The organism is Bartonella sp. AR 15-3 (assembly GCF_002022445.1).
Taxonomy (GTDB): Bacteria; Pseudomonadota; Alphaproteobacteria; order Rhizobiales; family Rhizobiaceae; genus Bartonella.
The window spans coordinates 1,413,475-1,428,023 of the sequence record NZ_MUYE01000001.1 but is presented as its reverse complement, the minus strand read 5'-3'; the positions used below and the strand labels follow the sequence as shown (position 1 = coordinate 1,428,023).

General features: G+C 34.4%; 11 protein-coding genes and 2 pseudogenes. 5 read left to right on the top strand and 8 right to left on the bottom strand.

The features are described 5' to 3' along the window. Nucleotides 1-153: 153 nt before the first annotated feature. Nucleotides 154-825, bottom strand: a complete 672-nt coding sequence (locus BAR153v2_RS07590; protein ID WP_078680782.1) for a hypothetical protein — start codon at nucleotides 823-825, stop codon at nucleotides 154-156. 409 nt (nucleotides 826-1,234) lie between these two features. Between BAR153v2_RS07590 and tsaD the strand changes: the two genes are divergently transcribed. After that, entirely contained in the window at nucleotides 1,235-2,329 is a 1,095-nt protein-coding gene (tsaD, locus tag BAR153v2_RS06425) for a tRNA (adenosine(37)-N6)-threonylcarbamoyltransferase complex transferase subunit TsaD (protein WP_078680781.1), read from the top strand. A gap of 35 nt (nucleotides 2,330-2,364) precedes the next feature. Beyond that, a complete protein-coding gene (locus BAR153v2_RS06420; RefSeq protein ID WP_078680780.1) occupies nucleotides 2,365-2,793 on the top strand; it encodes an EVE domain-containing protein in 429 nt (142 codons plus the stop codon). On the opposite strand, the pseudogene BAR153v2_RS06415 reads toward BAR153v2_RS06420, so the two are convergent. Continuing rightward, nucleotides 2,790-3,352 (bottom strand): annotated as a pseudogene (locus BAR153v2_RS06415) (L,D-transpeptidase). The gene BAR153v2_RS06420 and the pseudogene BAR153v2_RS06415 overlap by 4 nt on opposite strands. A gap of 67 nt (nucleotides 3,353-3,419) precedes the next feature. Between BAR153v2_RS06415 and BAR153v2_RS06410 the strand changes: the two are divergent. Then, entirely contained in the window at nucleotides 3,420-4,103 is a 684-nt protein-coding gene (locus BAR153v2_RS06410; protein WP_078680779.1) for a response regulator transcription factor, read from the top strand. 62 nt (nucleotides 4,104-4,165) lie between these two features. Here BAR153v2_RS06410 and BAR153v2_RS06405 read toward each other — a convergent pair whose 3' ends face one another. From BAR153v2_RS06405 to argH, 5 genes and pseudogenes are all read right to left on the bottom strand, one after another. Further along, on the bottom strand, nucleotides 4,166-4,900 hold the full coding sequence (locus BAR153v2_RS06405) for a class I SAM-dependent methyltransferase (protein WP_078680982.1): 735 nt from the start codon (nucleotides 4,898-4,900) through the stop codon (nucleotides 4,166-4,168). A 261-nt stretch (nucleotides 4,901-5,161) separates the two neighbouring features. Further along, a complete protein-coding gene (locus BAR153v2_RS06400; protein ID WP_078680778.1) occupies nucleotides 5,162-7,579 on the bottom strand; it encodes a TIGR02302 family protein in 2,418 nt (805 codons plus the stop codon). 115 nt (nucleotides 7,580-7,694) lie between these two features. After that, a complete protein-coding gene (gene lysA, locus BAR153v2_RS06395) occupies nucleotides 7,695-8,969 on the bottom strand; it encodes a diaminopimelate decarboxylase (RefSeq protein ID WP_078680777.1) in 1,275 nt (424 codons plus the stop codon). A gap of 9 nt (nucleotides 8,970-8,978) precedes the next feature. After that, entirely contained in the window at nucleotides 8,979-9,158 is a 180-nt protein-coding gene (locus BAR153v2_RS06390) for a hypothetical protein (protein ID WP_078680981.1), read from the bottom strand. Nucleotides 9,159-9,222: 64 nt separating this feature from the next. After that, nucleotides 9,223-10,620, bottom strand: a pseudogene (gene argH / locus BAR153v2_RS06385) (argininosuccinate lyase). A gap of 33 nt (nucleotides 10,621-10,653) precedes the next feature. Between argH and BAR153v2_RS06380 the strand changes: the two are divergent. Further along, on the top strand, nucleotides 10,654-11,352 hold the full coding sequence (locus BAR153v2_RS06380; protein ID WP_078680776.1) for a TlpA disulfide reductase family protein: 699 nt from the start codon (nucleotides 10,654-10,656) through the stop codon (nucleotides 11,350-11,352). 472 nt (nucleotides 11,353-11,824) lie between these two features. Here the strand turns inward: BAR153v2_RS06380 and BAR153v2_RS06375 are convergent, their stop codons facing one another. Next, nucleotides 11,825-12,682 (bottom strand): YihY/virulence factor BrkB family protein, encoded by an 858-nt coding sequence (locus tag BAR153v2_RS06375; RefSeq protein ID WP_371325868.1) that lies wholly within the window; start codon nucleotides 12,680-12,682, stop codon nucleotides 11,825-11,827. Nucleotides 12,683-13,376: 694 nt separating this feature from the next. Here BAR153v2_RS06375 and BAR153v2_RS06370 point away from each other — a divergent pair. Beyond that, nucleotides 13,377-14,549 (top strand): COG4223 family protein, encoded by a 1,173-nt coding sequence (locus BAR153v2_RS06370; protein ID WP_078680774.1) that lies wholly within the window; start codon nucleotides 13,377-13,379, stop codon nucleotides 14,547-14,549.

Genomic DNA, 14,549 nt, shown 5'->3' with positions numbered 1-14,549 from the left:
CACCGGCAATTGAGGCATTTTGGCCAATATGAGAATTGCCGTAAATCTTGCAATTTCCAAAAATCTTTGCATCATCATAAATATTAGCAGAATCATAAATCTGGCTTTTGCCATGAATGTCACTGTTCCCACTAATTTTAACATTACCATAAACTACGGCTTTCTCATAAACTCTGCTTTTTTGAGTAATATAAGCATTTCCATAAATCTCAGCATTATCAAAAATTTGGGCGTAGCCAGTAATTTGAGCTTGGCCATGAACCTTTGTAGTACCACAAATTTGTGCATATCCATGAATATCGGCGTGTCCATACACTTCCGCCTTACCACGAATTTTAGCATTACCATTAATGTGACACTTGCCATGAACTTTAGCATGATTATAAATTTCAGCGCCCCAGCAACCACAGCTTTGCCATAAACTTGGGCATGTCCGTGAACCCTGGCAGTATCCTGAATCTTAGCATCCCCATAAACTCTAGCGTTTCCAAGAACTTCAGCGGCACCATAAATCCAACACTTACCCTCTTGCGATAAATTATCTTCATTTTCAACAAAACCACCCCAATCACCTTCTGTTACATCTGCAAAGGATCTAACTGCTCTAATACGATAAGGTGCAGGATTTTTCTCTGTTAATACACAGATATATTTCAGTTTTGGGGTCTCTTTTAGTAGTTGCAAATTCTTTTTAAATTTTGGTATGGAAACTTTCTTTTTGGCTTCTGATGAGGAAGCTTCATTTTTGGGCTCTGATGAGGAAATTTTATTTTTTGATGATTGTTTAGAAATTGCATTTTTCAAAAACTTCAAATTTTTAGGCATGTGCAGTTCTCCATACTCTACGATAAATGAAGACTATTTTAAATAATAAATTTTTTCAAGCATAATTACATTAGGTGTTTTTAATTTTTACTTATTGTGTTATTTAAAGTACATAATACTAAATGTTAATAGTGATAATCAAAAAAGTAACACATTTAAAATATTTAAAAATAATTTGTAATCAAAGTTGAATAATTTTCATGAATTATTCATGTGTTTTATTGCTGCTAAACAAATAGTAATTTATTGAAATGGTTTTAACCCGTAAGTTGTATTACTAACTATTTCAATGGGATAATAAGTAAAATCATTAAGGATTCTACTTGCAAAGTGAAGTTCTTTGCATCTTTATTTATTCATGATACGTGTGTCTTTTAAAGATAGTCTATAATATGAGATTGGGCTTGAAATGCGTTTGTTGGGAATAGAAACAAGTTGTGATGAAACTGCCGTTGCTGTTATTGAGCGCAATAATGAAGGCAAAAGCCGTATTCTTTCCAATATTATTTGGAGCCAAATTGATCACCATGCACCTTATGGTGGTGTTGTTCCTGAAATTGCTGCACGTGCTCACGTTGAAGTTCTTGATGGTTTGATTCTCCAAGCGCTTACAGAGGCCAATTTAAAACTTAAAGATATTGATGCCATTGCAGCAACAAGTGGTCCTGGTTTGATAGGAGGGCTTTTAGTTGGACTCATGAGTGCAAAAGCGTTAGCTTTTGCTACCAAAAAGCCTTTTATTGAAGTTAATCATTTAGAAGGACATGCTTTGACAGCTGTTTTAACGCATAATATTAATTTTCCTTATTTGTTGCTCCTAGTTTCAGGTGGTCATACCCAAACAGTTCTTGTTCATGATGTGGGTCATTACCAGCGTTTAGGAAGCACTATTGATGATGCATTAGGAGAGGCCTTTGATAAAACCGCAAAACTCTTAGGTCTTTCCTATCCTGGTGGTCCAGCACTTGAAAAAGCTGCTTTATTGGGGGATAAAAATCGTATTTTTCTTCCACGACCTTTGAAAGGTGATAAGCGATTAGATTTTTCCTTCTCTGGTCTTAAAACTGCTGTTCGACAAGTTGCAACAGCTATGGCACCTTTGACAGAAAGTGATGTTTACAACATTGCTGCAAGTTTTCAAGAAGCTGTTATCGATATATTGCAGGATCGGGTTAGTTTATCATTACAACAATTCATTTATCATTATCCTTTTTCTCATCATGAGGCATCCACTCTTCCTGCTTTAGTAGTTGCTGGAGGAGTTGCTGCTAATCAAGCTATTCGTTCTAGTTTGCAAAATCTTGCTCATCAACACCGTTTTGAATTTATTGCTCCACCTCTTTCTTTATGTACAGATAATGCTGCAATGATTGCTTTTGCTGGTGCTGAACGTCTAGCACGGGGACAAGTAAGTTCTCTTGATATCGGACCTCGTTCACGCTGGCCATTAGATGAAAAATCTCTTCCTTTAATCGGAACAGGGCGTCGTGGAATAAAAGTATAAACGTGAAAACGCATAAATTTATAAAAGGAGATTTCATGGCCTATTGGCTTTTCAAATCTGAACCGCATAAATGGTCATGGGACATGCAAAAACAAAAAGGAGGTGATGGCGAACAATGGGATGGTGTGCGCAATTATCAAGCGCGCAATAATATGCGGGCTATGAAATGTGGTGATAAAGGTTTTTTTTATCATTCAAATCAAGGGTTAGAAATAGTTGGTATTGTAGAAGTATGTGCTGAAGCACATCCTGATTCTACTAGTTTAGATCCACGCTGGGAATGTGTAGATATTCGTGCTATTTGTGATATACCAAATCCCGTTTCATTAAAACAAATTAAAGCTAATCCAAAATTAAAAAACATGACGCTGGTTAAAGCTATGCGCTTATCGGTACAATCAGTTACAGAAGATGAATGGAAAGAAATCTGTTCTATGGGAGGATTGAAACTAGCATATCTTTAACCTAAAACGATAATTTTTGTTTGCTGATTAATGTAAGGCAAAATACGTTGCATATCACGATATGAGAGTGCAATACATCCTTCTGTTGGCGTATAATTGTTTCGTGCTAAATGTATAAAAATAGCACTTCCTTTTGCCATCTTTCGTTCTCTAATATTCCAATCCAGAATAAGCCCCATATCATAAATGCCATCTTCACGTTGCATCTTTTCAGCACTTTTGGGATAAGGAAGACGTACCAAACGATTATAATTAGCATCTCCGCTTGCATCACACCAGCCATCGTGTGCTTGAATATGACGGATTGCTAAATTTGAACGTGGGAAATAACGGTAAAAATTATTACGAAATCCCCTAAACAACGCATATTTGCTAAAGGAGTAGCACCATCGCCTTCACGTTTAAAAGCAGAAATACCAGCTCGCCCTAAAGCACAAAAAAAACGATGCTGACCGATACAAAGAATACCCCGTGTTTGCATACCTGTTTGTCGACGGATGACAATAGAAGAAACGAAAGTTTGTTTTATATATATTTTCTTTTTTAATGCCACTTGCATGCAATCCTATTTTCATGAAATTATTCTTCATCCAATTTTATTGTAAATATACCTTATAGGGAAAAAAATGAAGGATCATACCCTTTTAATCGTTGAGGATGATAACGATCTTCGTTCTATTCTTGTAGAACAATTGCAAATTCATAAAGAATTTGAAGTGCTTCAAGCAGAAACTGCTGAAATAGGGATTACAGTGGCCCAAAAAGAAAATGTTGATCTAGCTATTTTTGATGTAAAACTTCCTGACCTTGACGGTCGTGAAGCCGTAAAAAAATTACGTTCTCAAGGATTTCGCGCTCCTATTATTATGATTACTAATTGTGATACAGATTGCGATACTATTTTAGGTTTTAAAATAGGTGTTAATGATTACGTGATAAAACCTTTTCGCTTTTTAGTGTTGTTAGCTCGTATTCGCGCCCAATTACGGCAATATAAATACAATGAAAATGCAATTTTTTATATTGGCCCTTATATTTTTAAACCTAGGGAAAAATTCCTTATTGATAAACAGAACGATAAAATCTACCTCACAGAAAAAGAAACAGCAATTCTTCAATATCTTTATGATAACAGAAATAAAATTGTAAATCGTGAAACATTATTGGAACACATTTGGGGCTACAACACAGGTATTATCACTCATACATTAGAAACTCATATTTATCGTTTGCGTAAAAAAATTGAAAAAGATCCTTCTAAAGCAAAAATTCTTGTTACAGATCATAATGGATATCGTTTGAATCTTTAATTGTTCTGCATGCGCATTATTTAAATACAGTTCGGAGAACATTTTCTCTAAAATAAATCAGATTAAGGTGATCTATCTCTTTCACATGCTTGTGGTGTTAACGTAGGAATAAAAACGCGTCGCGACTGACGACGCTGTACAAAAGAACCTTGATAGACATGTTTTTCTGCTGAGCACACTAAAAGTCCACCAAAATAAGGAAAAATATGACTTGCTAATGATTCATAAAAGAATGAAAATAACCGCGATACATAGCTTAAAGAAGGTGTATAATGTAGAATTTCTTGTACTGCTCCAGTAATAAAATTAGTTTCTTTAAATAAACGAACAATTTGTTGTCGGCTATAAGACACTCCATAGCCAAAAGGTGTGTGATCATTACGTGCCCATAATCCACAACGATTGGGAACAATAACAATAAGACGGCCATTAGGAATCAAAACACGCCATATTTCGTTTAGTGTTTCATGTGAATTTTTTGTATATTCAAGTGCATGCACCAATAAAACGCAATCAATCGAAGCATCGGGAAGAGGCAAATCTTCTTCAAAAACAAGTGCTGTGGCGACCTTATCAGGATAAGGCCAAGGTGATGCTCCTTGACTAGCAGGCATAAAAGCATAACATTGCTTCGCACGTTTACGCAATACAGAGAGATAAGGAAGCGCGTAACCAAGGCCCATAACTTGTTTATCTGTAAGATCAGGCCAAAAGATATTTAATTGATCACAAACTATCGTTTGTACACGTATACCAAGCGTAGAAGTATAAAAATCTTTTAATGTAATTATGTCCAATTTAAAATACCGTTTAGAAGCAAATTTTAAGTATAGCAAGTTTTTACATACTTAAATTTATATGGAATTCTGCTTTTTTGTCTCAAGAAGAAAAATATTAATCTTTAATTTTCTTCATTCAAATGATCTTAAAAGCACAGTAAAAAAGTTGTTTTATAGTCTCCTTCATTATAAGTGATGAACTTTATTATTATCTGTAGTGCTTTTCTTCCCATAATTATTTGCAATATATTTTTCAAAAGAGTAGTAAAAAATTATTCTTCAATTAAAATGAAGCAATCTTTCAAGATAATTCTTTTCTTCTTCTGAAATATGCTCATTGCTAAGGCGTTTGCGAATTTCATCCAAAATTTGCCGTGCGCGCATCTTATCATTTTCTTTTGGTTCAATTACACCTTCTTGTTTTTGGTCAATTTCTGGGGAGAGTGGACGCCCTAACGGATCTTTACGATTATGAATGGCATTCTGATTATTTTCTGTTTTGTTGAGCATTTCACGCATCTTTTTTAACACATTTTGTGCGCCTTGTCGTAAAGCTTCTAAAGCATCTGATTGATTTTGTATCGACAGTTCATGATCTTGTTTATCAAGAGCATCTCTTGCAGAATTCATTTTCTCTTCTGCTTCTTTCAGGGCATGACTTGGTTCAAATCCTTCTGCTGTCAATTCTTTTTTCAATATTGATAATTCAGATTGCAATTCATTTTGGCGTTTTTTCAAGGTTTCACTCTGTGCTTTGGGCGTAATTTTTCCATGTCGCTGATCTGTTTCTAAATTGTGTGTATCATTGAGAATTTCTTGCTGACGGCGCATTAAATCACCAAGTTGATCTATTTTTTCTTTCATTTGTGTTGTTTGGTTCTTGTTTTGCTCATTTGTTTGATGATTTTTCCGTATTTGCAAATGATCAAGTGTTTGTTCAATTTCAGCTAAAAGCTGTTCAGCTGCAGAAGAAGAGCCCATTTTAGCCATTTCCTCAATCGAATTCAGTTTGTTTTGTAATATATCTGTAGAAAGATTAGCCTCTTTCGAATCGTTATCTTCTGGTGCTTTTTCAGCTAAAACATTGATATAATCACTTACAGCTTGTCGTAAATCTGCCATAAGTCGCTCGATTTCAGCAGTAGAGGCACCATGCCGCAACGCGTCACGGAGAGCAGCTTGTGCTTGTTTTAATCTCTGTTGAACAGACTCGAACTGATTATCTTCAATACCTAAAGCAATTTTCCATAAATGATCAACGACATCTCGCAATTGATCCTCTGTTTGTGCCATAGAAAGCCTTGTCCATACGCTCTGTAAAAGAAGAAAATGAGTTGTATTTTGAAGACCATTTTCTGGACGTAACAGCAGAGCAGAAAGCATATCAAGCACATACTCGGCGTTAGACGCGTTAAGAGCCAGTAAACGACGTTGTTCATTGATTGCACGTGCAACAGGATTCGCAAAAATACGCTGTGGTAATATCATGATAAAAGTTTTACTGCGCCCCTGTTGGCCAGCTCCATCTTTTACTACCAAAGTGATTTTTACTTCTGAACCAGCCCATGGATGGCTTGATAAATCTTGCACTGTCCGCATTTTACCTTTTCCACCACGTGCTAAAAGAAGCTTTATTTCAGGTGCTTTATAAAGGGGAAGGCTATTTTTTTTCTGATCAAAAAAAGGTTCTATTTCAACAAAAGCATTTGTAACTCCATAATCATCATCCATTTCATACTTTAATTCTAGTGATCCAGATAAAATTCTCTCTGGTTTTTCTAACCAATGAATCGTCGGTAACTGATCTTTAATCACATGTAAATGCCATTGTTGTTGCTTATGGCGTGACGATAAAGATAAATATATTGAACGCTCTAAATGTGTTTCAAAACGAATAATTGAATTATTTAAAGCCGATTGTTCGTTCTTCTTAGTAAGTGGAATTTTCTGTCCATCTTCTTCAGAGATTGCTGTTACTATAATACCAGCACCATTGACAATACGAACAACAACCTCACTGCCTTCAGGAACAGTAAATTGTGTTGTTTCATTTTGCGTTAAATAAATGGGCGCAACTCCTGTATAAGCAGGCGGTGTAACCCAAGCATCAATTCGCATTGATGTTTCATCAATGGGAGGACGGAAATCAAATGCATCTGCTAAACGTCCACCTGATGAACCAAAAGAAAAACTGAAAGCACAGACACAAAATAGAATAAATAAAGCTCTAAGAGCCATAGGATCATAGGAAGCACTCTTAAGATGAATTAATCCGATTTGCAAATGATGCAATTGTTCTGCCATACGGCGCTGATGTTCGCGCCAAATATTTGTAGTTATATCTTTTTCATCTTCAAAATGTAAACGATCCGTTTGAACATTTAGAGGCTGGTGTTTGAGATTATTTGTTCGTTCAATATGGTTATTAATATCTTTAATTTTAGGAAAACGGAAACCGAAAAGCAGAGAAAGACTCCCTACTGCTATAAAAAGCACTAGCCACAGAAGAAATAAATGCGCCCAATAACCAAGAGCATTGAAAATGCCAAACCAACTAAGCGAAAATAAAAGGCTTAGAGCAAGAAAAAAAGGTAATAATCGTGGCCATATTTGCTCACAAAAAAGGATACACCAAACAAGAATGCGCACAAACAAAAGCTTTAGTTCTGAAAAACTTTTGATGTTTTTATTTTTCATAAATAAATATTTACCCTCTTTTTATAGCAGCGCGTTAAAATCATAAGATTCTACAAAATAATTATCAGAAAATAAATTGTTTCATTAGAGTTGAGTGAAAATAAGACTAAGATATTTAAAAATTCTCAATCCAATTTGGAATTTGATCGAGGCCTATTAATTGTCCATAATCAAGACGTGGACGAATAACCGCATAATGCGCGTCTTGAACTAAAACCTCCGGTATTAAAAGCCGACTATTATAAGTATTTGACATTACCGCGCCATAAGCCCCTGCTCCTGTAATTACCAAAAGATCTCCTGTTGACAATATCGGCAAAGAACGATTCAAGCCTAAATAATCACCTGTTTCACAAACAGGACCAACAATATCTGCATTGATAAGTAAAGTATCTATTGGTTTCTCCTTTACCAGTAGCACATTTTGCCAAGCTTCATAAAGTGTTGGACGAATGAAATCATTCATTGCTGCATCAACAATAACAAAATTTCGCTCTTTTCCCCTTTTTAAATGTATAACAGATGTGACTAATATACCAGCTTCACCGACAATACTGCGTCCAGGCTCTAGGATAATATTGATCCCTAAAGGAGCAATATGTTTTCTAACGAGTGCAGCATAATCAAAAGGAGAAGGCACGGAATAATGTTCAGAACCATAAGAAATGCCAAGTCCTCCTCCAATATCAACATGTGTTATAGCATAACCATCATTCCACAACTGACGTACAAAATCTGCTGTAATAAGAAAGGCATCTTCAAAGGGTGTTAAATCACAAATCTGACTGCCGATATGTATATCTACACCACAAACATATAAACCAGGCAATTGAGCGGCTTTTTTATATACTTCTCGTGCTGATGAGAGTGGAATACCGAATTTATTTTCAGATTTGCCTGTTGTGATTTTTTTATGAGTTTTCGCATCCACATCTGGATTAATTCGTAATGAAATGCGTGCTGTTGTCGAAAGTGCAACAGCACGTGCTGATAATTGTTCAAGTTCTGGTTCTGACTCAACATTAAAACAATGAATATTTTGTGTAAGAGCAAAATCGATCTCTTTAACTGTTTTACCAACACCAGAATAAACAATTCGGTGAGTAGGGATACCGGCTGCAAGTGCACGTCGCAATTCACCTTCTGATACCACATCAGCTCCTGCACCACTCTGTGCTAAGAGCCGTAAAATCGCTTGATTAGAATTAGCTTTGACTGCATAAGCAATCAGATAAGGCATATTTTGAAATGCTTGCTGATAATTTTCAAAATTTGTAATAAGTGTACGAGCTGAATAACAATAAAAAGGTGTTCCTACTTCTTGCGCGAGCATAGAAAGTGAAAGATCTTCAGCGTGAAGTTCGCCTTGATAATAAGAGAAGAAGTGCATAAAAAAAACCTATTGTATCAGCTGATCGAGAATAAAAGGCTTATCTGCTTTACTTTCAGAAATAAATGCTTCTTGCGAAGGATTTATTATCATTGAAGGTGGTAAATCTAGTATTTCTCTACGTCCACACCCAATTATGATAACATTGCAGAAAAGAATAATTATTAAATTTTTCACAATGGATATCATATATCTTTTCCCTTTATATGGATATTGTTTCTGGTTTATTTTTTGCATTAAACAATAAAATCACTTAAGCAGCTATAAGGTGCTTTTTCCGATAAGCAATTTGACGCAATACTTTTGAAGGTGCTGTTCCACCAAAATTTTTTCGGCTTTTAACAGATTTCTTAATTGTCAAAATATCAAAAATAACTGCATTGATATTTGGATGTATCGTTTGAGGTTCAACTAATGATAACTCATTAAGATTGCACTGTTTTTTTTCTGCTAATCCCACAATACATCTAGTGATATGGTGTGTCTCACGGAAAGGAAGTTCTAATTCACGAACAAGCCAATCAGATAAATCAGTCGCTGTTGCATAGCTAAAATGAGCTGCTTGTTTCGTGGCTTCTTTATTAACTTTAAAATCATCAATAATTCCTGTTATTGCTACTAGTGATAATTCCAAACTCAAAACCCCATCAAACACATACTCTTTATCTTCCTGCATATCTTTTGAATAAGCAAGGTGTAAACCTTTCATTACCGTTAGTCGCCCAATCAAAGCAGCATTTAGCCGGTCTGCTTTAGCACGTATAAGCTCAGCAGCATCGGGATTTCTCTTTTGTGGCATAATAGATGAACCCGTTGAAAAAGCATCTGATAAATGAATAAAATGAAATTGTACACTCGACCAAAGAACAATTTTTTCTGCTAAGCACGAAAGATGCATGGCACAAAGAGTTCCAACGCTTAAGAATTCTAATGCAAAATAACGATCCGAAACACTATCAATTGAATTGCGTGTTGGCTCACGAAAACCCGATGCTTCTGCTGTCATAAAACGCTCAATTGGAAAACTTATACCTGCTAAAGCAGTAGCTCCTAAGGGGGATTCACTCATTCGTTTAATCGCATCACGCATACGCGATAGGTCTTGACTAAACATTTCAACATAGGCCATCATATAGTGACCAAACATGACGGGCTGTGCAGTTTGTAAATGCGTGAACCCTGGCATAAAAGTATCGACATGTTGTTTTGCTCGAATCAGTAATTGTTTTATCAGCCCTTTTAAAGCTTGTACCATTTTTTGCATTTCTTCTCGTATCCACAAACAAAAATCAACAGTGACTTGATCATTCCCTGAATGTGCTATATGTAAACGTCCTGCAACAGAGCCAATTAATTCATTCAGTCGTGCTTCAATATTCATATGTATATCTTCAAGTTTTCGTGAAAATGTGAATGTACCCATTTTAATTTCTTGACGAATTTTTTTAAGCCATGGGTCATTTTTTATAGTCAGATTGCGAGATGATCTTAGTTTGAGCTAGCATTGCTACATGACAAAGTGAACCTTTAATATCTTGTTTATAAAGTTTTTGATCAAAATCAATTGAAGCGTTAATTTCTTCCATAATTGCAGCAGGTCCTGCTTTAAATCGGCTGCCCCACACTGGTTTTTTAATTCCTTATCTGTCATACTTTAAAATACTTCTTGAGAAGGACAAAAATTATGAGCCATCAAATTTTTATTAGCCGAAAAAATAAGAATAAAAAAATACAATGCTTCTTTGTGTTTTTTACCATTGTTTTAAGTTTATACATAACAATCAATCAAAATAACAATGGGAGAGTACTCTTTCCAAATTTTATTTCAAAGGCAAGAGCTCAAGCAACAGATATCAAGCAAAAACAGACGGAAAAAGTAGAAAAAATTAAAAAAGCAGCAAAGGGCTTTTTTACACATATACGATTTGCTGATACTTTCTATGATATGAACCAATTTTCTTTTAAAGATATTGAGGGAAAAGATCATAAATTGTCTGAATTTATGGGAAAACCAATACTCGTTAATTTATGGGCTATTTGGTGTGCGCCTTGCCGTGCAGAAATGCCAGAATTAGCACAATTGAAACGTGATATGGGAGGAAATAATTTTGATATTATAGCTATTAATATTGATAAAAGTACTTCTGCTGAAAAAATTCAAAAGTTTTTAAGTGATGCTCATGCTGATAATTTAGTTTATTATCGGGATAACACAATGAATATTTTCCAGGATATTAGAAAAAAAGGGCTTGCTTTAGGTTTACCTATCACATTTCTCATAGGTAAAAATGGTTATCTTATTGCTTCATTCAATGGAGTTGCTCCATGGGCTGATAATGATGCAAAAGCGCTTATAAAAGCCGTTATTGAAGAGGATTTATAGCTTTAATAATTTTTAACGTAGTGCGATTAAATCTAATACTATGGAATAAAGAAGGTGTATTTTGGCAATAAAAAAGTAAGCTTCATCTGTTAGATAGCTTTATTCCTAAAAATCTTTCATAATTAACAACTTGACCAGTTACAATTTCGCATAAGAAAATATCTCATTGGCGAAAGCTACATTCACTTAGATTGTGCAACTTGTATTTCACACTAAAAAAGAAATTCCATTTGTACAAATGAGATTAGTTTCATGATTATAATTTAAATTTTGTTATCTATATCAATAGTAACAGTTGCCCCCAGAATAAGGGATTTTTAGGAGAGAACAAACAATTAGTTACAATAAATATTTAGAACTGATAAAAGTTTTATACTATCAATTCCAGATTTTTAAAAGATTAGCGTCAATACTATCTCCAAAAGTGATATAAGTTTTTTGTGTTTTTCTTTTGCTTTTAATCAATAGAAGCCTACTTTAATTTATCTACGCGTTTTGAATGATCACGGTAAAATATAATTGCTGCATTTATTTCTCCTCCTAAAATAAAAATTGCACTTAATATGTATAGAAAAATAATTGCAATCATAATAGAAGTTAATCCTGCGTAAGTAGAAGTATAATTAAACATTATTAAATATTGCGCGAAGGCAATAGAGGTTAAAAACCAAACAAATATTGTCACTAAGATACCTGGTAAAATGTCTATTACTTTCCGCTGTCCTGCCGGCAACCATTTGTGAACGATTAAAAGACTTGTAAAAAGAACAATTATCGCAATTACATAACGCCATAAACGAATCATACTAATATATTCAGTGATGTGGCAAGGGTAGTTTTGCATGATTTTAATCAGCAAAGGTGCTAAAACCAATAAAAAACTAATAACAACAAGACCTATTGTCCCAATAATCACGAAAAACAAACTTTGAAAACGACAAAAAAACAAGCTGCGTCGATCAATAACACGGTAAGCTTTATTTAATGCTGCACGCAAAGCGCTCACACCATTTGAAGCAAAATAAGCTGCTCCAATAACTGAAAGCGTTAATAAATCTCCTCGTTGTGTGGTTAGGACAGTAATGATTTCTTTAGAAAGAGGTTCTGCAATTGCATCCGGCAACAATTGCACAAGTGCTTCAATTTTTTGCGGCGTATATGTAAATGCTCCGAGAAAACTAGCAAGAGATGTCCCAAAAATAAAAAAAGGAAAAAACGCTAAAAGTCCAGAAAGTGCAACATGGCTCGCAAAGGCATTTCCATTATCACGTAAATAATGGCTTACTGCATTACAAAAAATATGGTAGCTATACCACAATGCTCTTTTTATCAAATTTAAATACCTTTGGATAATATCTTCACAAATAGCATAGTTTTCTTGTTAGGGGTATATGAAAATGAAAAACATTTGCATAATAGGAACTGTTTACCAGAATGTTCGTATACGTTAGAAAAAACTATTGTATACTTTTTTCTAAAACATTTTTTTTACTGTGGGGAATATATCGAAAATAAAAGGAGAAAATCGATTTTAAAGCGTGATAAGGTTCTACTGGATTTATAGTAAGAAACATTCGCAAACGAAGCTGAATTATTTTAAAAACAATGAAGTTATGAAGAAAGTTTTAAAGAGTTTATATTGTTCAACTATATTCATAAAAATATTAGATAGCATTCAAGCCAAGTATTTTTTCGTATGCACTATGGAGAGCATCCTGTAAAGTAAAATTAGAGGAATAAAGCTGTTTAGATGTTTATATTCTTGCGGCTTGTGAGAGTTTCCATTCTAAATTATTGCCTAATTGTTCATAAAATATTATAGGACTGAATATATTCATCATTCTTATTTTTAAAGGGAATCTTCAGTAAGGAAAATTTTAAAAGATTTTTCTACATTTATTATACACTGTTCGCAAGAAGCACTATGCAACAAAGAATATTATTTGAAAAACATTTAATTTTTAAAGTTTTTTTCATTTTGTTATCGTATTGTAAAAAAGCATGTGATAAGAAAAGTGATCATTATGGTGAATTCTTCAAGATCAAAAGAAAAATTAAAAAATCATAAGGCATCTGTTGTTCAGTCTGAAATTATAGCTCATGACTCAGAGCAAGAAGCACAACATTCAGCAGAGTCAATAACAACAAAGCAAAGCAGTGTCGAGAAAAAAAATATATGCGGGCTTGGTATTGCTTTGACTTCTTTAGTGGTTTCAGGGATTATTGGTGGTCTTATCACTGTAAGTTTTTGGATAGGTATTCAAAAAGCAGGTTTTCTTCCTTCTTTTTTAGTAGTTGATCGTTTTGAGGAAGAAAAAAATCTTCAGATTATTATACGCGCAAAAGAAAAAGCAGAAGAAACAGAAAAACAGTTGAATCGTGTGCTTCAACAGTTTGATACATTGAAGAAAGATTTCTCTTCTTTTTCGTCACAATGGGTTGAAGCTTTTCAGCAAGATGAATCTTTTCAAAAAGAGAGAAGCAAAGTTTTTACAATCTTAGAAAAAAAAGTAGATGCTTTCGAAAAGCATATACAAGCTTTGACTGGAATATCAGAAGATATAAAGACAGCTTTATTGGTTGGGCAAAGTAATAAAAACGATATTATCACCTTAAAACAACGATTAGATAATATACAAAAGGAAATAGTCACTCAAAATAACGAAAAAGATGGGATAAATATTGCGATGTTTGTTGCAGTAAATGCATTAAAAAACGCTATAGATCGTGGTGGATCTTATGTGCGTGAATTAGAAACAGTGCAACATTTTTCACCTTCTATTGCGGGATTTGATTTGTTACAGAAAACAGCAAGTACGGGTCTTCCAAGTCCTGCAAGGCTTTCAGCTGATTTTGCTTATGTTGCAGATAAAATTGTTGGTACGCAAAATAATGTTGTACCGAATGCTGATTTTTTAAAGAAGGTTGAGGTATGGATAAAAAGTCTTATTGTTTCGCGTCCAATTGGATATGTTGAAGGGACAACAGTCCCTGCAGTTGTGGCTCGGATGGAAGTTGCGATTCAAGCTGGAGATTATGAAAAAGCTTTAGCTGAATGGCAAACTTTACCTCAAAATGCTAAAGATATTTCGATAGATTTTATTGATCAGCTTAAACGACATCTTGCTGTCCACAGCGTTCTTCAACAGATGTTGATTGTTAAGCCAAAAAGATCTTCCGGAGCTGCAAAGATGTAA

Excerpts from the sequence above, each read along its gene's own strand:
- BAR153v2_RS07590 (WP_078680782.1), bottom strand. The coding sequence starts at position 825 with ATGCCTAAAAATTTGAAGTTTTTGAAAAATGCAATTTCTAAACAATCA.
- tsaD (WP_078680781.1), top strand. The coding sequence starts at position 1,235 with ATGCGTTTGTTGGGAATAGAAACAAGTTGTGATGAAACTGCCGTTGCT.
- BAR153v2_RS06420 (WP_078680780.1), top strand. The coding sequence starts at position 2,365 with ATGGCCTATTGGCTTTTCAAATCTGAACCGCATAAATGGTCATGGGAC.
- BAR153v2_RS06410 (WP_078680779.1), top strand. The coding sequence starts at position 3,420 with ATGAAGGATCATACCCTTTTAATCGTTGAGGATGATAACGATCTTCGT.
- BAR153v2_RS06400 (WP_078680778.1), bottom strand. The coding sequence starts at position 7,579 with ATGAAAAATAAAAACATCAAAAGTTTTTCAGAACTAAAGCTTTTGTTT.
- lysA (WP_078680777.1), bottom strand. The coding sequence starts at position 8,969 with ATGCACTTCTTCTCTTATTATCAAGGCGAACTTCACGCTGAAGATCTT.
- BAR153v2_RS06390 (WP_078680981.1), bottom strand. The coding sequence starts at position 9,158 with ATGATATCCATTGTGAAAAATTTAATAATTATTCTTTTCTGCAATGTT.
- BAR153v2_RS06380 (WP_078680776.1), top strand. The coding sequence starts at position 10,654 with ATGAGCCATCAAATTTTTATTAGCCGAAAAAATAAGAATAAAAAAATA.
- BAR153v2_RS06370 (WP_078680774.1), top strand. The coding sequence starts at position 13,377 with ATGGTGAATTCTTCAAGATCAAAAGAAAAATTAAAAAATCATAAGGCA.